The sequence below is a fragment of the Mycobacterium sp. SM1 genome (assembly GCF_018361265.1).
Classification (GTDB): domain Bacteria; phylum Actinomycetota; class Actinomycetes; order Mycobacteriales; family Mycobacteriaceae; genus Mycobacterium.
Genome location: NZ_JAFLNH010000004.1, coordinates 1 through 20,670 on the forward strand (window position 1 = coordinate 1; position 20,670 = coordinate 20,670).

Sequence of the window (20,670 nt, forward strand, 5' to 3'; positions counted from 1 at the left end):
CGTCGTCGTCGATTGCGAGACCGCGTCCGTGCGGCTGGGGCTTGCCGGGGAGCTCGCCCGCCGGCTCGGCGCACCGAGCGTGCGGTTGCAGCAGTTGCGCGCCGATCACCTGACCCAAGCCGTGCGCGGCGCAGCGTGAGTTAGCCGGGGGTGCATAGCCATGCCACGTGGGCGTCCGCTTGAGATCCCCGACGACGGCCTGACCACCCGGGCCAGGCGCAACACGCCGGTGCTGGCGGTGCACACCGGGGCGGGCAAGGGGAAGTCGACGGCAGCGTTCGGAATGGCGCTGCGGGCCTGGAATGCCGGACTGGCCGTCGCGGTGTTTCAGTTCGTCAAGAGCGCCCGGTGGAAGGTCGGCGAGGAGCAGGCGTTTCGCGAGCTCGGCCGGCTGCACGACGAGCACGGGTTGGGCGGCTCGGTGGAATGGCACAAAATGGGCGCAGGCTGGTCCTGGTCGCGCAAGGCCGGGGCCGAGGGCGATCACGCGGCCGCCGCCGCAACCGGCTGGGCCGAGATCGCCCGTCGGCTCGCCGGGCAGCGCCACGACTTCTACGTGCTCGACGAGTTCACCTACCCGCTGCAATGGGGGTGGGTCGACGTCGACGACGTGGTGGACACGCTGCTGTCGCGCCCCGGCCGCCAGCACGTGGTGATCACCGGGCGTGGCGCCCCGCAGCGCCTGGTCGACGCCGCCGATCTGGTGACCGAGATGACCAAGATCAAGCACCCGATGGATGTCGGGCGCAAGGGCCAAAAAGGCATCGAGTGGTGAGTGTTCCCGCCGTGATCGTCGCCGCGCCCGCGTCGGGAAGCGGAAAGACAACCATCGCAACGGGTCTGATAGGCGCGCTGCGGCAGGCCGGCTATGCCGTCGCACCGTTTAAGGTGGGGCCGGATTTCATCGATCCGGGCTACCACGCCCTGGCCGCCGGGCGGCCCGGGCGCAACCTGGACCCGGTGCTGATGGGGGAGGAGCTCATCGGTCCGCTGTATGCGCACGGCGCAACGGGAGCGGACGTCGCGGTCGTCGAAGGGGTCATGGGCCTGTTCGACGGGCGCATCGGCGCCGACGCCAGCACGCCGACACCGGGATCCACCGCGCACGTGGCCGGCCTGCTGGGCGCCCCGGTGATCCTGGTGGTCGACGCCCGCGGCCAAAGTCACAGCATCGCGGCGCTGCTGCACGGTTTTTCGACGTTTGACACCGCAACCCGTGTCGCCGGTGTCGTTCTCAACCGGGTCGGGTCCGCGAGGCACGAGCAGGTGTTGCGCCAGGCCTGCGGGCAGGCCGGCGTCCCGGTAGTGGGCGCCATTCCGCGCAGCGACACGGTGGAGGTGCCCGCTCGGCATCTCGGTCTCGTCCCGGCCGTCGAGCACGGCCGGCCCGCCCGCACCGCGGTGGCGGCGATGACGGCGCTGGTCGCTCGCCACGTCGACGTGGCCGCGGTGATGACGGTCGCCGAGAGCCGGGTGGTAGCTCCGGCGTGGGATCCGGGGGCGGCGGTGGGCGGGGCTGCCGGGCAACACGCCCGCCCGGCGGCGACCCGGCCGCGGCGCCCCGGGGCACAGCCGAGCTCCCGGGCCCGGATCGCCGTGGCCGGCGGGAAGGCGTTCAGCTTTGGCTACACCGAGCATGCCGAGCTGTTACGGGCCGCCGGCGCCGAGGTGGCCGAGTTCGATCCGCTGCGCGACCCGCTGCCCGACGACACCGATGGGGTGGTGCTGCCGGGCGGGTTCCCCGAGCAGTATGCCGCCGAGCTCTCGAGCAACGACATTGCCCGCCGTCAGCTCACCGCCCTCGTGGCCGCCGGTGCGCCCGTGCATGCCGAATGCGCCGGGCTGACCTATCTGCTTTCCGAACTCGACGGCTACCCGATGTGCGGTGTGCTGGCCGGATCGGCGCGGTTCACCACCCGCCTCACGCTGGGCTATCGCAACGCCGTCGCGGTGGCAGACTCGGCGCTGTACACCGCGGGGCACCGGGTGGTCGGGCACGAATTTCACCGAACCGAAGTCACATTCGCCGAAAGCTATCCACCGGCGTGGGTGTACCGGGAGCCCGGGGGAGGTGCGGTGCGAGACGGGGCGGTGCATGCCGGTGTGCACGCGTCGTACTTGCACACCCATCCGGCGGTGACCGCGAATGCGGTGGCGCGCTTCGTCGGCCACGCCGCCGCCGCGGGGAAACACGGTGGCCGGTGACCGATAAGCCCTATCTGGTCGGTTTGCGGCTGTCCGGCAAGAAAGTCGTCGTGGTCGGCGGCGGCACGGTCGCCCAGCGCCGACTGCCGCTGCTGATCGCCAGCGGCGCCGACGTTCACGTCATCGCCCGCAGAGCCACCCGTGCGGTCGAGGCGATGAGCCGAATTACGTTGTTGCTGAGGGATTATCGCGACGGCGACCTCGAGGGGGCGTGGTATGCGATCGCCGCCACCGACGACGCGGAGGTGAACTCCGCCGTGGTCGCCGAGGCCGAGCGGCGCCGAATCTTTTGCGTGCGCGCCGACGTCGCCGTGGCGGGCACCGCGGTCACCCCGGCGTCATTCGAGTACGCCGGCCTCTCGGTGGGGATACTGGCCGGCGGTGAGCACCGTCGCTCGGCGGCCATCCGCTCGGCGATCCGGGAAGCATTGCAGCAGGGCGTCATCGCCGCCGACACCGACGACGTCGTGCCCGGCGGGGTGGCGCTGATCGGTGGGGGTCCGGGCGACCCCGAGCTGATCACCGTCCGCGGGCGCCGGCTGCTCTCCCGGGCCGACGTCGTCATCGCCGACCGGCTGGCCCCACCCGAACTGCTGGCGGAGCTCTCGCCGCAGGTGGAGGTGGTCGACGCCGCCAAGATCCCCTACGGGCGCGCCATGGCCCAGGAGGCCATCAACGCGGTGATGATCGAGCGGGCCAAAGCCGGCAAGTTTGTGGTCCGGCTCAAAGGCGGTGATCCGTTCGTGTTCGCCCGCGGCTACGAGGAACTGCTGGCCTGCGCCGACGCCGGGATCCCGGTGACCGTGGTGCCGGGTGTGACGAGCGCCATAGCGGTGCCCGCGTTAGCGGGTGTCCCGGTGACCCACCGCGGCCTTTGCCACGAGTTTGTGGTGGTCAGCGGCCATCTCCCGCCGGGGCACCCCGAATCGTTAGTGAATTGGGACGCTGTGGCGGCGATGTCGGGCACCATCGTGTTGTTGATGGCGGTGGAGCACCTCGAGCTTTTCGCCGCGGCTTTGCTGCGGGGCGGCCGGCCTGCGGATACGCCGGTGCTGGCGGTGCAACACGGGACAACGGCCTCCCAACGCACCGTGCGGGCCAGCCTGGCCGACGCGCCGGAGAAGATCCGCGCAGCAGGTATTCGCCCTCCCGCGGTCATCGTGATCGGCGCGGTGGCCGCGTTCGGCGCTTAAATAATTCTTAAGATTGCTGTAAGGTGGCCGGTTATGACGGCCGTCGACGACGCGGAATGGGCAGCGCCACACCGCAGGGCCCCGCGCGCGGGACGTGCGACCCCGGTGCCCGTCGAAGCGGCCGCGCTCGGCCCCGCACGCAGGTATCTGCCGTCGCGCTGGTTTGTGGCCGCGGTTATCGCCATCGGCGGCATGCAGCTGATGGCGACCATGGACGGCACCATCGCGATCGTCGCGCTTCCCAAGATCCAAAACCAGCTGGGCCTGTCTGACGCCGGACGGAGCTGGGTGATCACCGCCTACGTGCTGACTTTCGGCGGGTTGATGCTGCTCGGCGGCCGCCTGGGTGACACCATCGGGCGCAAGCGCACCTTCATCGTGGGCGTCGCGCTGTTCACCATCGCCTCCGCCATGTGCGGTATCGCCTGGGACGCGGGCACCCTCGTGTTGGCCCGGCTGCTGCAGGGCGTGGGAGCCGCCATCGCCTCGCCCACCGGCCTGGCGTTGGTGGCGACAACCTTCCCGAAGGGTCCGGCGCGCAACGCCGCGACGGCGGTGTTCGGCGCGATGACCGGCGTGGGCTCGGTGATGGGCCTGGTCGTCGGCGGGGCGCTGACCGAGGTGTCGTGGCGGCTGGCGTTTGTGGTGAACGTGCCGATCGGACTGCTCATGGTGTACCTGGCCCGCGCGGCGCTGCGGGAAACCCAGAAAGAGCGGATGAAGCTGGACGCCACCGGCGCCGGGCTGGCCACGTTGGCCTGCACCGCGGCGGTGTTCGGCTTCTCGATGGGACCGGAGAAAGGCTGGCTGTCGGCCCCGACGATCGGCTCGGGTGTGGTGGCCCTGGGCGCTTTCGTGGCGTTCGCCGTGGTGGAGCGCACCGCCGAGAACCCCATCGTGCCGTTCAGCTTGTTCCTTGACCGCAATCGGCTGGCCACGTTCGCGGCCATCTTCCTGGCCGGCGGGGTGATGTTCACCCTGACCGTGCTGATCGGCTTGTACGTGCAGGACATCATGGGCTACAGCGCCCTGCGGGCGGGCATCGGATTCATCCCGTTCGCCATTGCGATGGGGATCGGGCTGGGCGCGTCGTCGCAGCTCGTGACGTGGTTCCCGCCGCGAGTCGTGGTCATCGGCGGGGGAATCCTGGTGCTGGGCGCAATGCTCTACGGCTCAACGCTCAACCGCGGGATTCCCTACTTCCCCAATCTGGTGATGCCGATCGTCGTGGGCGGCATCGGCATCGGCATGATCATCGTCCCGCTGGCGCTCTCGGCGATCGCCGGCGTCGGTGTTGACCGGATCGGGCCCACCTCGGCGATCGCGCTCATGCTGCAGAATTTGGGTGGGCCGGTGGTGCTCGCCGTCATCCAGGCCGTTATCACCTCCCGCACCTTGTACCTGGGCGGCACCAACGGCCCGGTGAAGTTCATGAGCGCTGCCCAGTTGCACGCGCTGGATCAGGGGTACACCTACGGCTTGTTGTGGGTGGCCGGGGTGGCCATCCTGGTCGGCGCTGCGGCGCTGCTTATCGGCTACACGGCGCAGCAGGTGGCACAGGCGCAAGAAGTCAAGGACGCGGTCGAGCACGGAGAGCTCTAGCCCGCCAGCCGGCCGATGATGCGCACCGCGCAGTGATGTGCGCAGGCGGGCGCCGGGGGTCTCGGCCGGGCGTGTCCGGACCCCGGCCCACGGCTCACTAAGCTCGTTTGCTGTGATCACCCGGATGTCCGAGCTGTTCCTGCGTACGCTGCGCGAGGATCCCGCCGACGCCGAAGTGCCCAGCCACAAGCTGCTGATTCGCGCCGGCTACATCCGGCCGGTGGCGCCCGGGCTGTACAGCTGGCTGCCGCTCGGGCTGCGGGTGTTGCGCAAGATCGAACGTGTCGTCCGGGAGGAGATGAACGCCATTGGCGGGCAGGAGATTCTGCTTCCCGCTCTGCTGCCGCGGGCGCCGTTCGAGACGACTAACCGGTGGACCGAGTACGGCGAGGGGGTGTTTCGGCTTCGGGATCGCCGCGGACACGACTACCTGCTGGGGCCGACGCACGAAGAGTTGGTCACCCTGATGGTGAAAGGAGAGTACAGCTCCCACAAGGATTTTCCGCTTCTGCTGTACCAGATCCAAAACAAGTACCGAGACGAGCCACGGCCGCGGGCCGGTATTCTGCGGGTGCGGGAGTTCCTGATGAAAGACTCCTATTCCTTCGACACCGACGACGCCGGGCTCAAGGCGGCCTATTACGCGCACCGCGAGGCCTATCAGCGCATGTTCGACCGGCTGCAGGTGCGCTATGTCATCGTGTCCGCGGTTTCCGGCGCGATGGGCGGCAGCGCGTCGGAGGAGTTCTTGGCCGAGAGCCCGATCGGTGAGGACACCTTTGTGCGCTGCCCGCAGTCCGGATACGCCGCCAACGTCGAGGCGGTGGTCACCGCCCGCCCGGAGAGCCGGCCCATCGAGGGCCTGCCCGAGCCGGTGGTCTACGACACCGGCGACACCCCGACCATTGCGACCCTGGTTGACTGGGCCAACAGCGCGGGCCTGGGGCGCGCCGTCACCGCCGCCGACACGCTAAAAAACGTGGTGCTCAAGGTTCGCTGGCCGGGCCGGGACTGGGAGTTGCTGGCCATCGGGCTGCCGGGTGACCGCGAAATCGACGAGCGGCGGCTAGAGGCCGCGCTCGCCCCCGCCGAGTACGCGTTGCTCGGTGACGAGGACTTCGCCAGGTACCCGTTTTTGGTGAAGGGTTACATCGGGCCAAAAGCGTTGCGCAAAAACGGTATTCGTTATCTAGTTGACCCTCGGGTGGTGGACGGCACCAGCTGGATCACCGGCGCCGACCAGCCCGGCAGGCATGTTGTCGGGCTGGTGGCGGGCCGGGACTTCACCGCCGACGGCACGATCGAGGCCGCCGAGGTCCGCGATGGCGACCCGTCTCCCGACGGGGCCGGCCCGCTGGTGTCCGCCCGCGGCATCGAGATCGGCCACATCTTCCAGCTCGGCCGCAAATACACCGACGCCTTTGCCGTCGACGTGCTCGGCGAGGACGGCAAGCCGGTGCGGTTGACCATGGGCTGCTACGGCATCGGGGTATCGCGGCTGGTGGCCGTCATCGCCGAGCAGCACCACGACGAGCTGGGCCTGCGCTGGCCGTCCACGGTGGCGCCGTTCGACGTCCACGTGGTGATCGCGACCAAAGACGCCGAGGTGCACGACGGGGCTACCGCTTTGGCCACGGACCTGGACCGCCTCGGTGTCGAGGTGCTGCTCGATGACCGGCAGGCCTCACCGGGGGTGAAGTTCAAAGACGCCGAGTTGCTGGGCATGCCGTGGATCGTCGTGGTGGGCCGCGGCTGGGCGAAGGGCGTCGTCGAACTGCGCGACCGCTTCAGCGGCCAGGTCCGCGAGCTGGCCACCAGCGCTTCGCCGGCCACCGAGATCGCGGCCATCGTGTCCGGCCGCCGGCGCGGTGCCGACGCCGGGGCTGCGGCAGCCGGCTGAGCTGCGGACCACCGTGCTCGCGTGCTACCGGGCTTGCGCGCCTCATCCGCCGGCACCGGGGAAAGCCGTGGTGATCGGCCACGCCCCCAGCACCCGGTTCCACTGCGCCGCCAGGACCGCGCTTTGGGTCAGCGCCGTCACGCCGAATCCACGCTCGTCGGGCCCCTGGGCCTGTTCGACGACCGCGCGCCAGGCCACCGCGGCATCGTTCTCCATCCGCGCGGCCAGGCGCGCGGCGGAGCGCGGGCCGTTCACCGCCATCGGCAGCTGGTAGCCCGCGGCGGCCACCGGCGCGGCAACCTTGCGGGCCGCCAGCATCGCAATGACGCGGTCCCGACGCTCTCGATGCTCGCCAAGCGCGGTGGACACCAGGGCGTTGACGTCGCCAGCGCAGCGCGCGGACACGATGCCGTAGCCGTAAATGATGGCGTGTTCGGTGGCCAGCGCATCGCAGAGGGCGGCGTCATCGGCGCCGGTTTTGCCCCCGGGGCGTTGCGACGGTGACCGGACGCCCGAGGTGGGCTCGACGGAGGTCATGGTTTCGGCCCCCCGACGACCAGGGCGACCGTGTAGGCGGCGGTGCAGGAGGCGGCGATGGAGCCCAGCAGCCCGGCCCGGTAACCCGACAACGTGGCGGCGAGTCGGGCGGCGCTCTCCGCGGAGTTGTGCAACGCGTCGACCACATCGGACAGCGAGGGCAAAGGCGCCGCCGGACCGGTCGCGACCGGGCCGGGCGGCGCGCTCGAGGTTGTCGTGGATCGTCCGGCGACGCGGTCGATTTCGGTGGCCAACGCTTGCGCATGGCGGGAACGTTCCAGCGCGACTTCCCTCAGCGCCGCGGCGAGCTGACCCAGTTCGGCGGCGGCCGCCGCGGTGGCAAGCTCACTGTCCCTGCGGGCCAGCTCCAGCTGGGACTGTAATTCGTCCACCGCGGGCGGCGATGGGGAGGAGCCGCACCCCGGTGCCATCGCCCCGAGCACCGCGAGGGCGGCGCCACCGGCAAGCAGGTTCCGCCTGCTGACACCAAGAGCAGTGCTTGACACAGCCACATCCTGCCATCGCGAGGCGCGTCAGCGTACCGGGTGACCCGCGCCGCCGTCCCGGTCAATAGCCGATTGCCGAGCCGATTCCTGGCGTATCGTTGGTAGCTGGCCCCTATGAAACGCTCGCCGGGACGTGTCGTGGGGCCGCTCGGAGCCGCCGCCAGCGACATCGAGCCGATGACCGGACAACTCAAGATGAGGAGCTCGCCGTGGCCACCGGGCTACCTTCGCAGACGCAGGTGATCGAGCTACTTGGTGGGCTTTTTGCGCGCGCCGGCTACGACATCGAAGATGTCGTTATCGACACTCGAGCCCGCCCGCCGCGAATTTCGGTGATCGCCGACGGCGATACCCCGCTCGACGTGGAAACCATAGCCACGCTGTCTCGCTCGGCGTCGGCTTTGCTGGACACCCTGGACGGCATTACCGGCAGTTATGTCCTCGAGGTCAGCTCACCCGGCGTGCACCGCCCGTTGACCACCGAGAAGCACTTTCGCCGCGCCCGCGGTCGCAAAGTCGAGTTGTCGCTGTCGGACGGATCGCGGCTGACGGGCCGCGTGGGGGAGATGCACAGCAACGCGGTGGCGCTGGTGATTCGCGACGGACGTGGGTGGGCCGTTCGGCAGATCCCGCTCGATGAAATCGCAAAAGCCGTTGTTCAGGTTGAGTTTTCGCAGCCCGCCACACGGGAGTTGGAACTGGCGGGACGGGCTGCGGGGACGGAGGCCGGGGCATGAACATCGACATGGCCGCCCTGCACGCGATCGAGGTGGACCGGGGAATCTCGGTGACCGAGTTGCTCGAGACGATCAAGTCTGCGCTGCTCACCGCCTACCGTCACACCGAAGGCCACCAAGACGACGCGCGGATCGAGATCGACCGCAAAACCGGCGCGGTGCGGGTGATCGCCCGGGAAACCGACGCCGACGGCAACGTCGTCAGCGAATGGGACGACACCCCTGAGGGTTTCGGCAGGATCGCAGCCACCACCGCGCGCCAGGTGATGCTGCAGCGATTCCGCGACGCCGAGAACGAGCGCACCTATGGCGAGTTCTCCACCCGGGAGGGGGACATCGTCGCAGGGGTGATCCAGCGTGACAGCCGGGCCAATGCCCGCGGTTTGGTCGTGGTCAGGATGGGCAGTGAGACCAAGGCGTCCGAGGGTGTCATCCCGGTGGCCGAGCAGGTTCCGGGTGAGAGCTACGAGCACGGTAACCGCCTGCGGTGCTATGTGCTGGGGGTGAGCCGTGGGATCCGCGAGCCGGTGATCACGTTGTCGCGCACCCATCCCAACCTGGTGCGCAAGCTGTTCGCACTGGAAGTTCCGGAGATCGCCGACGGCTCGGTGGAGATTGTCGCGGTCGCCCGCGAGCCCGGGCACCGCTCGAAGATCGCGGTGAGGTCGAATGTCCCCGGGCTGAACGCCAAGGGCGCCTGCATCGGCCCGATGGGGCAGCGGGTGCGCAATGTGATGAGCGAGCTTTCCGGGGAGAAGATCGACATCATCGACTATGACGAGGATCCGGCCCGCTTCGTGGCCAACGCCCTTTCCCCCGCCAAAGTGGTCTCGGTGGCGGTGATCGACCAGACCGCCCGGGCCGCCCGCGTGGTGGTCCCTGATTTCCAATTGTCGCTGGCCATCGGCAAGGAGGGGCAGAATGCGCGGCTGGCCGCACGGTTGACCGGATGGCGGATCGACATCCGGGGCGACTCGCCGGCGCATCCGGGGCCCCGGCAGGAGCATGGCGCCGGCCACGGAATGGCGCACGACCGGTAGCAGCGCGGCGGCCCGGTGGTGCCGAAGATTGGGTGGTTCTGCACGACGACGGGCTGAAGGTAGACTAAGCCGTGATCCAGCGCGAGACTTCGGCCTCGGCGCAGCGACGCACCGAGGGGCCGGTGCGGACATGTGTCGGGTGCCGAAGGCGAGAGTTGGCTGTCGAACTGCTTCGCGTGGTGGCGGTGTCGAGCGGGAATGGCGGGTACGCCGTGATCGTTGATACGGCCGGTAACATGCCGGGGCGGGGCGCGTGGCTGCATCCCGTTCAGCAGTGTGCGCGGCAAGCGATTCGGCGGCGAGCGTTCGCGCGAGCGCTGCGCATCACCGGTGCACCGGACCCATCCGCGGTGGTCGAGTACATCAACGCGCTCGGCTCACCCGGCAACAGAACAGGCAGCACAGAACATGAGCACACCGTGAAGCCCCGACGATGATCATGCGTCGCAGCTAAACCCGAGGCGCGGCCCACCACACGCCGTCGCCTCATGGACAGGAGATGGAGTGGCAGGCAAGGCCCGCGTACACGAGTTGGCTAAGGAACTCGGTGTAACCAGCAAGGAAGTTCTCGCCCGGCTGAGCGAACAGGGCGAATTCGTCAAATCGGCGTCGTCGACGGTGGAGGCACCCGTCGCCCGGCGGCTGCGCGAATCGTTCGGCGCCGGCAAGCCCGCGGAGCCGAAGACCGCCGGCAACGGCGAGGTCGCGGCCGGTAAGCCTGCCGGTGCCGGCGTGGCTGCGGCCAAGCCCGCCGGGCGTAAGCCGTCCCCCGCCCCGGCGGCCGAGCCGTCCGCTTCCCTGGCGGCCAAGCCGTCCGCCCCGGTGGCGCCCAAGCCGTCCGCGCCGGTGGCGGCCGAGCCCCCGGCGCCTCCCCGCGCGCCGTCGGCCCCGGGCGCCCGGCACCCGGCGCCCGGCGCGATCCCCGGGCCGCGTCCCAGCACCGCGCCAAAGCCGGGAATCCGGACCCCGCGCGTCGGAAATAACCCGTTCTCCTCGGCGCAACCCGTCGACCGGCCCATTCCGCGTCCCCAGATACCCCGCCCGGGAGCCGTTCGGCCCGGGGCCCCGCGCCCGGGTGTCACGCCGGGCAGCATGCCGCCCCGGCCCGGTGCGCCCGGCGGTCAAGCTCGTCCGGCTCGTCCGGGGGTGCCGCGTCCCGCTCCCGGTGGCCGCCCCGGCGGAGGCGGCGGCGCCTACCGGGGCGGGGTGGGGGCCCCGCCCGGTGCGGGTTACCGCGGCCGTCCCGGCACCGGTGGCCGCCCCGGGCAGCGCGCCGGCGCCGCCGGCGCGTTCGGCCGTCCCGGCGGCGCGCCGAAGCGTGGCCGCAAGTCCAAGCGGCAAAAGCGTCAGGAATACGACTCGATGCAAGCCCCGGTCGTCGGCGGCATCCGGTTGCCGCACGGCAACGGCGAGACGATCCGGCTGGCCCGCGGCGCTTCGCTGGCGGAGTTCGCCGAGAAGATCGACGCGAACCCGGCGGCGTTGGTGCAGGCGCTGTTCAACCTGGGGGAAATGGTGACCGCCACCCAGTCGGTCAGCGACGAGACGCTGGAGCTGCTGGGCAACGAGATGAACTACAACGTCCAGGTCGTCAGCCCGGAGGACGAGGACCGCGAACTGCTCGAGTCATTCGACCTGACCTACGGCGAAGACGAGGGCACCGAGGAAGACCTGCAGATCCGCCCGCCGGTGGTGACCGTCATGGGCCACGTCGATCACGGCAAGACCCGGCTGCTGGACACCATCCGCAAGACCAACGTGCGCGAGGCCGAGGCCGGCGGCATCACCCAGCACATCGGTGCCTACCAGGTGACGGTCGAGCACGAGGGCACCCAGCGACCAATCACCTTCATCGACACCCCGGGTCACGAGGCGTTCACCGCCATGCGCGCCCGCGGCGCGAAGGCCACCGACATCGCGATCCTGGTGGTCGCCGCCGATGACGGCGTGATGCCCCAAACGGTAGAGGCCATCAACCACGCCCAGGCCGCCGACGTGCCGATCGTGGTGGCCGTCAACAAGATCGACAAGCCGGGCGCCGATCCGGCCAAGATCCGCGGTCAGCTCACCGAATATGGTTTGGTGCCTGAGGAATTCGGTGGTGACACCATGTTCGTCGACATCTCCGCGAAAGTCGGCACCAATATCGACCAGCTGCTCGAGGCCGTGCTGCTGACCGCGGATGCCGTCTTGGACTTGCGGGCCAACCCGGACATGGAGGCGCAGGGCGTGGTGATCGAGGCGCAGCTGGATCGTGGCCGCGGTCCGGTGGCAACCGTGTTGGTGCAACGCGGCACACTGCACGTCGGCGACTCGGTGGTGGCCGGCGACGCCCACGGCCGGGTTCGGCGGATGCTCGACGAGTACGGCGAGGACGTCGACGCGGCGTTGCCGTCGCGCCCGGTGCAGGTGATCGGCTTCACCTCGGTGCCCGGTGCCGGTGACAACTTCCTGGTCGTCGAGGAAGACCGGATAGCCCGCCAAATCGCCGACCGGCGCAGCGCCCGCAAGCGCAACGCCCTGGCGGCGCGCACCCGCAAGCGGATCAGCCTGGAGGACCTGGATTCGGCGCTGAAGGAAACCCGCCAGCTGAACCTGATCCTCAAGGGCGACAACGCCGGAACGGTCGAGGCGCTGGAAGAGGCGCTGATGGGCATCCACGTCGATGGCGACGTGGCGCTGCGGGTCATCGACCGTGGGGTGGGCGCCATCACCGAGACCAACGTCAACCTGGCGTCGGCGTCGGATGCGGTGATCATCGGGTTCAACGTGCGCGCCGAGGGCAAGGCCACCGAACTGGCCAGCCGTGAAGGCGTGGAGATCCGCTACTACTCGGTGATCTACCAGGCGATCGACGAGATCGAGCAAGCGCTGCGCGGAATGCTCAAGCCGGTCTACACCGAGGTCCAGTTGGGCCGTGCCGAGGTGCGGGCGCTGTTCCGCTCGTCGAAGGTCGGCACCATCGCCGGCTGCCTGGTCACCTCCGGTGCCATCCGGCGCAACGCCAAGGCGCGACTGCTGCGGGACAACATCGTGGTTGCCGACAACCTGAGCGTGGCCTCGCTGCGCCGGGAGAAAGACGATGTCACCGAGGTCCGCGAGGGCTACGAGTGCGGTTTGACGCTGGGCTACTCCGATCTGCGGGAAGGCGACGTCGTCGAAACCTACGAGCTGGTGGAAAAGGAGCGCCGTTGACATGGCTGACCCGGCCCGGGCGCGCCGGCTGGCCAAACGGATCTCCACCATCGTGGCCTCGGCGATCGAACACGAGATCAAGGACCCGCGGTTGGACGGGGTGACCATCACCGACACCAAGCTGACCGGGGATCTGCACGACGCGACGGTGTACTACACGGTGATGGGCCGCACGCTCGACGAGGAGCCCAACTACGCGGCCGCCGCCGCGGCCCTGGAAAGCGCCAAGGGTGTGCTGCGCACCAAGGTCGGAGCCGGCACCGGGGTCCGGTTCACCCCCACCCTGACGTTCGTGCGTGACACGGTGCCCGACGCCGTGCACCAAATGGACGAGCTGCTGGCCCGGGCCCGCGCCGCCGACGCCGAGCTGGCCCGGGTGCGCTCCGGGGCCAAGCCGGCGGGGGAGGCCGACCCGTACCGCGTGAGCGGCGGCAATCACGCCAGCGTTAGCGCCGAGGACGGCGGTGACGACGATCGACCCCAAAACTGAGCCGGCCCCCACGGCCAGCCGTGTCGACGCCGCCGGCGCCGCCGAGCTGCTGGCCGCCGCTGCGACGGTCGCGGTGCTCTGTCATGTCTATCCCGACGCCGACACGGTCGGGGCCGCGTTGGCGCTGGGTCTGGCGCTCGAGCGGTGCGGCACGCAGGTGCAGATCGGCCTGGCCGCGCCGGCGACACTGCCGGAGTCGCTGCGGTCACTTCCCGGCGGTCGGCTGCTGGTCGGCCCCGATGCCCTGCGCCGGGACGTCGATCTTGTTGTGACCGTGGATATTCCGAGTGTCGATCGGCTCGGTGTGCTGGCCGGCCTGGCCGGGGCCGCCCGGAAGCTGTTGGTCATCGACCATCACGCCTCTAACCAACTGTTCGGCACTGCGAACTTCGTGGATCCCTCGGCGGACTCCACCACGATGTTGGTCGCAGAGCTGCTAGACGTGTGGGGCCAGCCCCTCAGCATCGAAGTGGCGCACTGCATTTACGCCGGGCTGGCGACCGACACCGGCTCGTTTCGTTGGGCCAGCGCGCCCGGGCACCGGCTGGCGGCCCGGCTCGTCGAGGTCGGCGTGGACAATGCCGCAATCAGCCGATCGCTGATGGACACTCACCCGTTCGCGTGGCTGCCGATGTTGTCACGGGTGCTGGGCTCGGCGCAGCTGGTGCCCGACGCCGTCGACGGTCGTGGGCTGGTCTATGTCGTTGTCGGCAACCGGGACTGGGTTGACGCCCGTCCGGAGGATGTCGAAAGCATTATCGACATCGTGCGCACCACGCAACAGGCCGAAGTAGCGGTGGTGTTCAAAGAGGTTGAGCCGCAGCGATGGTCGGTGTCGATGCGGGCGAAAAGCGCAGTGGATGTGGCCGCGGTCGCGGCGGTGTTCGGGGGCGGTGGGCACCGGCTGGCCGCTGGTTATTCGACCACCGGCACAGCGGCCGAGGTTGTGGCGTCGCTGCGCGCCGCTCTCGGCTGACCGGACGGCGTCCCGCGTCTTGCCGGCATTTCTTGTCGGCATTCCGGTCAGCGCCCAGGCGCGAGCTCGACGGCGCGCCGGGGAACGCAACCGGCGCACCCGAGCCTCGTCTTCGTCGCGAGAAGTCGTTCATCGGCGCCGCAATGCGGGCAGGCGATGTCGGCAAAACGGGCCAGCGGGATCAGCCAGTCGAGCGTCAGCGGGTAACGCCGGTCGCCACGGCGCACGTCGACCGGCAACCGCCATACCGGCACCTCGTAGATGTGCAGCCGATAGGGCCGGATCGCGTGACGCGCCTGGTATTTCTCCCACGTCTCGCCGATCCGCCGGGCACACTCGGCGCGGACAGTCTCGGCGCGGGCGTCCAGCAGCTCCCGGCGATCGGCAGGGGTCTGCGCGCGCCGACGCTCGATCGTCGCAAGCGCATCGCGATAATAGCTCTCCACGCGCTGCAGCTCTGCGTCGCGTGCCGCGTCGACGTCCCTGGCCAGTTCGCATCGTCGCCGCCGCGCGGCCTGCTCGATAACCCGGTCCGCGGCTCTGATCGCCGCGGGGAGGGCGGTGAGCGACGGCGGGCCGTCTTTCGGATCTGTCGGCAGGGCGGCGAGTTTCGCGCCGACGATTGCGGGCAGCTGGCGTTGTGACTGCACATCCACCCAGCATTCGACGCATTCCTGGTAGTGATCGTCGCTGGAGAGGGTGTAGTCGACCAGCGCCCCGACGCGCAGCATCGCGCGCATCGACCGCGTCGGTGCGCCCACGGCGTCGATTCGCCCGTGATCGACGGTGAGCTGATCACGCGCCAGGGTCTGCAGGTGCTCGGCCGGGGGTGGTGGCAGGGTGGCCACCGCGACCACCATCACGGCGACGTCACCGACCGCCAGCACCTCCTCGGCGCAGCGACTCAGCGCGGGATGCTCGGCCGACAGGAGGGTCACACCGTCCTCGCGGGCGACATCGGGGTCGGCGGTGACCTGCAGCACCTCCGGTAGCTCCAGCATCGCCTGCAGGGCCGGTGGCAGCATCACCAGCGCCGTATCGCCGGCCATTTCGGTGAGCCCGCCGCGCGCCTCGACGTAGCGCAGCCAGAAGTCCAGCCCCACAACGGCGCCCCTCACGCCGGCTCCCCCACCAGCAGATCGACGCCCTCCCTGCTGCGCAGATAACTGCGCCTCGCCTCGGCGAGCGCGGTGCCGAGAGCCTCGAGCCGTCTCTCGAACTCCGCATCGTCGACCGCATCGACGAAGGCATCGAAGACCTCGTTCTCGAAATCGAAGTCGTCGTCGACCCGGCCGAGGATCATGTCCAGCTCGCCGACGACGAGTTCGAACAGGTTGATCTTCGCCTCGAGCACGTGCATGATCCGTTGTTCGACGCTGCCCCGGCAGACCAGGTTGGTCAGCATCACGTCGTGATGCTGACCAACCCGGTGCAGCCGGCCGAGCCGCTGCTCGATCTGCATCGGGTTCCACGGCAGGTCGAAGTTCACCATCACGTGGCAGAACTGCAGGTTACGACCCTCGCCCGCCGACTCGGTGGACAGCAGGATCGGCGTTTCGTCCCGGAACGTGGCGATCGCCGACTCCTTCTCCGCCCGGGTGAGGCTGCCGTGATACACCGCGGGCGACAGCCCGGCGCCCCCGACCGCGGCGGTGAGCGTCTCCAGCGTCTGCCGAAACCCGGTGAACACCAACACCTTCTCGCCCCTGTTCACGTGGCGTCGCAGCAGTTCGACCAGCACTCGCACCTTGTGGGGTTCCCGGATGGCGCGGGCTCGTTCCGCGAGATCGTCCCAGCCGAGTTTCGCCAGCGTCGGCGCGGCGGCCGCCGGGCTGGAGCCGGCCAGCCGGGTCAGGCCGCGCAGGGCCAACCGGGCGCGTGGCGCGCAGTGTCCGGCTCTGCCCCGTAAACCGCAGCCGCCCTCACCGTCGGCCGATGCGCGGCCCGTGTCGCCGGAGGCCGACCCAGTTGCCGCCGCCCTGACTCGCCGGACGATGTCGGCGTAGAGGCCGGCCTCGTCGCTGCCCGGCGTCACCAAGACCGTCTCGGCCAGGCGCGCCGGCAGCATCACGGCAACCTCGCTTCGGCGATGTCTGACCATCACCTCTTTAGTCCGTGCGCGCAGCTCCTCGAGGTTGCGTGGTCTCGACTCCACCGATGCCGTGCCATGTTTGGCGCGAAACTGCGCGGGCGTGCCCAGCAGTCCGGGCGCCACGAGGCTGACCAGCTGATAGAGGTCCGACAGTTTGTTCTCCACCGGCGTAGCGGTCAGCATCAGCAGGTAGCGAGCGGACAAGGCGCGGGCGAGCCTGCCCGACGCGCTTCGGGGATTGCGGAGCCGGTGCGCCTCGTCGAAGATCACCAGGTCCCAGTCGGTGTGGGTCAGCCTGCCCAGCAGCGGATCGCGGCGAGCGGCGGCCAGCGAGGCGATGACGACCGGCCGGTCCATCCCCACCTCGCCGGCGGGGGCCGGCCCGGATTGGGCGATCGTGGTAGGCAAGCCGAACTTGCGCTCCAGCTCGTCGCGCCACTGGTCGACGAGTCCCGCCGGAGCGATCACCAGCGCCCGGTCGGCGAGGCCGCGCATGCGAAGCTCGGAGGCCACCAAGCCGGCCTCGATCGTCTTGCCCAGCCCGACTTCGTCGGCCAGGATGCCCCGTCCGCGCATCCGCCGCAGCACGGTGCGGGCGGCTTGCAGCTGATAGTCGAACGGCTCGAACCGCAACCGCGGTAACGCCAGGAAGGTGTCGAAGCCTGGTCGTGCCCAGATCTGGACGGCGGAATCGACGAGCGCGGACCACTGCGGCTGTGGCCGTGCGCCGTTGCGCAGCCGCTCCAGCAACGCCAGATAGGCGCACAGCCCTGCCTCGGATGTCTCGCTGGTGGCGATACCGACGCTCATGCGGCCTCCCAGGACCCGATGGGTGATTGCTTGTGCCGGACGCTACCGGCGACCAGTGACACGGCCGACGACCCACGCCGATGTGTGACGAATGAGGCGGATGCGATTTTCGGGGTAGGTAGCTCAGCGCCGGGTCAGAAACGTGTCAGAAAGGTGAGGTGTTGCGAATCTACCCTCATGTCTGCGAGGAAATCTGCTGTTCAGCGGGTCGGGGTGCGGTCGGCGGCGATTTATGCCCGGATTTCCTCGGATGCCGAGGGGACGGGGTTGGGGGTGGCGCGGCAGTTGGAGGATTGCCGCAAGCTGGCTGCTGATCGTGGGTGGCCGGTGGGGGCCGAGTATGTCGATAACGATGTGTCGGCGTTTTCGGGCAAGCCGCGCCGCGAGTACGCCCGGATGCTGGCCGATCTGGCATCCGGTGCTCGCGATGCGGTGATCGTCTACAACCTGGACAGGTTGCATCGGCGGCCGGTGGAGTTGGAAGAGTTCGTCACGCTGTGCGAGTCGGTGGAGGTGCGCGATGTGGCGACGGTGACCGCCGACATCGACTTGGGCAATGATGACGGGTGGTTCATGGCCCGCATCTTCGCCGCGTTCGCCGCCAAGGAGTCCGGGCGCAAGTCGGCCCGGATTCGCCGCAAGATGTTGCAGAACGCCCAGGCCGGGTTGCCGCACGGTTCAGCGCGCCCGTTCGGGTATGAAGCCGACAAGATCACCGTGCGCGAATCGGAGGCCGCGGTGGTCCGTGAGATGGTGGATCGGTATCTGGCGGGCCAATCCATCAAGTCGCTGACGGTGTGGCTCAACGACTCTGGTGTTGCTCCGGCGGCGTCGAGGGCGTGGCGCACCTCGGCGGTGCGCCAGATTTTGTGCTCGGGGCGCATCGCCGGATTGCGCGAGCATCGAGGTGAGGTGGTCGGCCCGGCCAAGTGGCCGGCGATCATCACCCCCGCCGAGCGGGATCGGGTGCTGGCACATATGGCGTCCCGGTCAGTGACCAAAACCCGAGCCGCGCGCACCTACCTGCTCTCGGGGATGTTGCGGTGTGGGCGGTGCGGGAGTCGGCTGGTGTCCAAGGCCCGTCACGTCAATCCGGATAGCCGGGTGCGCCGCTACGTGTGCTCCAACGGGCCCGATCATGGTGGCTGTGGCCGGTTGACGGTGGTCGCCGAACCGGTGGAACAGCTGTTGACTGAAGCCGTGCTGGCTCGACTCGACTCCCCGCATCTGGCCAAAGTGCTGGCCGGCAAATCCCACGCCGATCGTGATGTGGCGGCGTTGGCAGCGCAGCTGGAGGCGGATCAGGCGCGCTTGGATGAGCTGGCCGGGTTGTATGCGGAGGGCGCGATTACGGCGCGGGAGTGGATCGCTGCCCGCAACCCGATCACCGCCCGCATCGCCCATGTCCGCCGCGATATCGCCGCGGCCACCGACACCACCGCGCTCTACCAGCTGGTCGGGACGGGTGGAGCGTTGCGCCAGCAGTGGTCCGATCTAGGCTTGGATCGCCAGCAGGCCATCATCAAAGCCGTCCTTGATCATGCGGTGATCCAGCCGGGCAAACTCGGCGCCCGCGTGCTTGACATTAACCGCGTCCAACCGCACTGGCGCATCTAGACCCGTTGGCCGGGAGCGTCATCAGCTCTGGTCGGTCGGCAACCCGGTGCTGCGTGGTTGCTGGCCGTTTCCCCGGCAGCTGTCGAGGCTGCGTCTGCTCTGGTGAGCTGTCAAAGCCCAAAGCCGCACGCGGTCGAACCGAGGTTCGAGCCTTGACGGCTCACCAGGCCCGACATCACAAGGCGCTGCCGCGGGAAGCGGTTTCCGTACAGAGTTTTTCACGTTTCGCGGATTGACCGTCGCGGTGGTCCGTTGGTGTCATTTTGTCGACAATGTGCTGGCATGGTCTAGCGCAGCAGGGTAGCGATGGTGGCCAATAGGGTGGGGTCGGTGATGGTGACGGGGAGATTTTGGCGTTGGCATGATCCGACAAGCCACGCGGTGAACTCGTCGCGTGTTGCCGGGCATTCGGTGTGGTTACGCGCCTTTTTGGCCGTAACGTCTTGTGCGTCGACGCCTGCGTGGGTCACTGGCGCGTGCCCGGTGTTGGTGGCCGTCATGGGCTGGCCCCGGTGTGATCCGCGAAATCCCCCGAAAGTGTGGAGGCATGCACTATGAGGTAAGGGCATGTCAGAGACGCGCAGGAAGTTCGACCGGGAGTTTGGGGGAGGGAGCGGTACGGATAGTCCGGGATACCGGTAAGCCGATCGCGCAGGTGGCCCGAGACCTCGGGATCCATCCGGGCACCCTGGGTAATTGGGTTGCCAAAGATCGTGCTGAACGGGAAGGCGCCCAGGGGCTTTCCACCGGTGATATCGCCGAGTTGAAGCGGCCGCGAGCCGAGGTCGCCGAGCTGCGCATGAAGCGTGATGTGCTCAAGCGATCCGTGGTCGGCTGGGTAAAGGAGGCGACGAGGTGAGTGTGGCCCGCTTTATCGCCGACCAGAGGACCTTGCATCGGGTGCCACACACGGTGTGCTGCGCGCTTTTGGGGGTCAGCGTTTCCTGGTTCTATAAGTGGCTGGACCGCGAGCCCACTGAGCGGCAGCGGCGCCGCGCGCAGCTGGATGCGCGAGTGGCGGAGCTGTTCGAGCGCTCCCAGCGCACGTACGGCTCGCCGCGGATCCACGCCGACCTGCTCGCTGAAGGCTGGAAGGTCAGCGTGAACACGGTGGCCGACTCGATGCGCCGGCAAGGGCTGGCCGGGCGCAAGCCTAAGCGCCCCAGGGGGTTGACCCGCCAGGACAAGAAGGCACCTCAGTTCCCCGACCTGCTCAAACGGGACTTCACCGCCGCAGCGCCCAACCGTAAGTGGTGCGGTGATATCACCGAAATCCCCACCGATGAGGCCAAACTGTCTTTGGCTTCGGTCTTGGACCTGTGCGGGTGACGTTTGCTGGCTTGCCCGATGTCGGAGCACCCCGATGCGGAGCTGGCCAGCGACGCGATCAAGATGGCCGTCGCAGTACGTGGCGGGCGCGCAGCGATCGCTGGCGTGATCTTTCACACTGATCGCGGATCTACCTACACCGCCAATGATTTCACTAAGCTGTGCCGCAAGCTCGGGGTGCGCCAATCGATGGGACGTGTCGGGTCGTGCTTCGACAACGCCGCCAGCGAGGCGTTCTTTTCCACCCTCGAACACGAGGTGCTGTCCCGCCACCACTTCGCCACCAAGGCACAGGCACGCGAGGCAATCACCACCTGGTGCTACGAGTTCTACAACACCCGACGTCGGCACAGCTCAGCCGGGTTGCTGCCACCCGTCGAATACGAAAAAATCACGGCCATCCAACCGGAGGCCGCATAACGGAAACCTCCACGTTTTCAG

20 protein-coding genes are annotated in these 20,670 nt (G+C 69.0%); 15 read left to right on the forward strand and 5 right to left on the reverse strand.

Annotation, left to right across the window (positions count from 1 at the left end; genetic code table 11):
• Positions 1-160 precede the first annotated feature (160 nt).
• From cobO to MSM1_RS16465, 5 genes are all read left to right on the forward strand, one after another.
• Positions 161-775 carry a cob(I)yrinic acid a,c-diamide adenosyltransferase gene (gene cobO, locus MSM1_RS16445; protein WP_213444572.1) on the forward strand — a complete coding sequence of 205 codons (615 nt, stop codon included), beginning with the start codon at positions 161-163 and terminating at the stop codon, positions 773-775.
• On the forward strand, positions 772-2,205 hold the full coding sequence (locus MSM1_RS16450) for a cobyrinate a,c-diamide synthase (protein WP_213444574.1): 1,434 nt from the start codon (positions 772-774) through the stop codon (positions 2,203-2,205). Before cobO ends, MSM1_RS16450 begins: the two co-directional genes overlap by 4 nt.
• Positions 2,202-3,398 (forward strand): uroporphyrinogen-III C-methyltransferase, encoded by a 1,197-nt coding sequence (cobA, locus tag MSM1_RS16455; RefSeq protein WP_213444576.1) that lies wholly within the window; start codon positions 2,202-2,204, stop codon positions 3,396-3,398. The genes MSM1_RS16450 and cobA overlap by 4 nt, the downstream gene beginning before the upstream one ends.
• 33 nt (positions 3,399-3,431) lie before the next feature.
• Positions 3,432-5,000 (forward strand): MFS transporter, encoded by a 1,569-nt coding sequence (locus tag MSM1_RS16460; RefSeq protein WP_213444578.1) that lies wholly within the window; start codon positions 3,432-3,434, stop codon positions 4,998-5,000.
• Positions 5,001-5,112: 112 nt separating this feature from the next.
• Entirely contained in the window at positions 5,113-6,900 is a 1,788-nt protein-coding gene (locus MSM1_RS16465) for a proline--tRNA ligase (RefSeq protein WP_213444580.1), read from the forward strand.
• 42 nt (positions 6,901-6,942) lie between these two features.
• Here MSM1_RS16465 and MSM1_RS16470 read toward each other — a convergent pair whose 3' ends face one another.
• Both MSM1_RS16470 and MSM1_RS16475 read right to left on the reverse strand, forming a co-directional pair.
• On the reverse strand, positions 6,943-7,437 hold the full coding sequence (locus MSM1_RS16470; RefSeq protein WP_213444582.1) for a ferritin-like domain-containing protein: 495 nt from the start codon (positions 7,435-7,437) through the stop codon (positions 6,943-6,945).
• Complete coding sequence (locus tag MSM1_RS16475; protein WP_236056952.1) at positions 7,434-7,868, reverse strand: hypothetical protein; 435 nt, start codon at positions 7,866-7,868, stop codon at positions 7,434-7,436. The genes MSM1_RS16470 and MSM1_RS16475 overlap by 4 nt, the downstream gene beginning before the upstream one ends.
• Positions 7,869-8,152: 284 nt before the next feature.
• On the opposite strand from MSM1_RS16475, the gene rimP reads away from it, so the two are divergent.
• The 6 genes from rimP to MSM1_RS16505 all read left to right on the forward strand — a co-directional run bounded on the left by rimP (position 8,153) and on the right by MSM1_RS16505 (position 14,381).
• A complete protein-coding gene (gene rimP, locus MSM1_RS16480) occupies positions 8,153-8,680 on the forward strand; it encodes a ribosome maturation factor RimP (protein ID WP_213444584.1) in 528 nt (175 codons plus the stop codon).
• Entirely contained in the window at positions 8,677-9,720 is a 1,044-nt protein-coding gene (nusA, locus tag MSM1_RS16485) for a transcription termination factor NusA (RefSeq protein WP_213444586.1), read from the forward strand. Before rimP ends, nusA begins: the two co-directional genes overlap by 4 nt.
• A gap of 71 nt (positions 9,721-9,791) precedes the next feature.
• A complete protein-coding gene (locus tag MSM1_RS16490) occupies positions 9,792-10,157 on the forward strand; it encodes a YlxR family protein (RefSeq protein ID WP_213444588.1) in 366 nt (121 codons plus the stop codon).
• A gap of 67 nt (positions 10,158-10,224) precedes the next feature.
• Positions 10,225-12,915, forward strand: coding sequence for a translation initiation factor IF-2 (gene infB, locus MSM1_RS16495; protein ID WP_213444590.1), 2,691 nt, complete (start codon positions 10,225-10,227; stop codon positions 12,913-12,915).
• A gap of 1 nt (position 12,916) precedes the next feature.
• Complete coding sequence (gene rbfA, locus MSM1_RS16500) at positions 12,917-13,405, forward strand: 30S ribosome-binding factor RbfA (protein WP_213444592.1); 489 nt, start codon at positions 12,917-12,919, stop codon at positions 13,403-13,405.
• Positions 13,380-14,381, forward strand: a complete 1,002-nt coding sequence (locus MSM1_RS16505; protein ID WP_213444594.1) for a bifunctional oligoribonuclease/PAP phosphatase NrnA — start codon at positions 13,380-13,382, stop codon at positions 14,379-14,381. The genes rbfA and MSM1_RS16505 overlap by 26 nt, the downstream gene beginning before the upstream one ends.
• A gap of 47 nt (positions 14,382-14,428) precedes the next feature.
• Here MSM1_RS16505 and MSM1_RS16510 read toward each other — a convergent pair whose 3' ends face one another.
• Both MSM1_RS16510 and MSM1_RS16515 read right to left on the reverse strand, forming a co-directional pair.
• The gene (locus tag MSM1_RS16510) at positions 14,429-15,499 is read right to left on the reverse strand and encodes a hypothetical protein (protein ID WP_213444595.1); all 1,071 of its coding nucleotides are present in this window, start codon (positions 15,497-15,499) and stop codon (positions 14,429-14,431) included.
• Entirely contained in the window at positions 15,496-17,283 is a 1,788-nt protein-coding gene (locus MSM1_RS16515) for a DEAD/DEAH box helicase (RefSeq protein WP_213444597.1), read from the reverse strand. The genes MSM1_RS16510 and MSM1_RS16515 overlap by 4 nt, the downstream gene beginning before the upstream one ends.
• A 177-nt stretch (positions 17,284-17,460) precedes the next feature.
• Between MSM1_RS16515 and MSM1_RS16520 the strand changes: the two genes are divergently transcribed.
• Positions 17,461-18,900 (forward strand): recombinase family protein, encoded by a 1,440-nt coding sequence (locus MSM1_RS16520; protein WP_213444599.1) that lies wholly within the window; start codon positions 17,461-17,463, stop codon positions 18,898-18,900.
• A gap of 287 nt (positions 18,901-19,187) precedes the next feature.
• Here MSM1_RS16520 and MSM1_RS16525 read toward each other — a convergent pair whose 3' ends face one another.
• The gene (locus tag MSM1_RS16525) at positions 19,188-19,400 is read right to left on the reverse strand and encodes a hypothetical protein (RefSeq protein WP_236056808.1); all 213 of its coding nucleotides are present in this window, start codon (positions 19,398-19,400) and stop codon (positions 19,188-19,190) included.
• A gap of 47 nt (positions 19,401-19,447) precedes the next feature.
• Here MSM1_RS16525 and MSM1_RS16530 point away from each other — a divergent pair, with 47 nt between their 5' ends.
• The 3 genes from MSM1_RS16530 to MSM1_RS22045 are packed head-to-tail and all read left to right on the forward strand — an operon-like array spanning position 19,448 to position 20,649.
• Positions 19,448-19,759, forward strand: a complete 312-nt coding sequence (locus MSM1_RS16530; RefSeq protein ID WP_213444601.1) for a transposase — start codon at positions 19,448-19,450, stop codon at positions 19,757-19,759.
• Positions 19,756-20,229, forward strand: a complete 474-nt coding sequence (locus tag MSM1_RS22040) for an IS3 family transposase (protein WP_307857423.1) — start codon at positions 19,756-19,758, stop codon at positions 20,227-20,229. The genes MSM1_RS16530 and MSM1_RS22040 overlap by 4 nt, the downstream gene beginning before the upstream one ends.
• Before the next feature lie 3 nt (positions 20,230-20,232).
• The gene (locus MSM1_RS22045; protein ID WP_307857271.1) at positions 20,233-20,649 is read left to right on the forward strand and encodes a DDE-type integrase/transposase/recombinase; all 417 of its coding nucleotides are present in this window, start codon (positions 20,233-20,235) and stop codon (positions 20,647-20,649) included.
• Positions 20,650-20,670 lie beyond the last annotated feature (21 nt).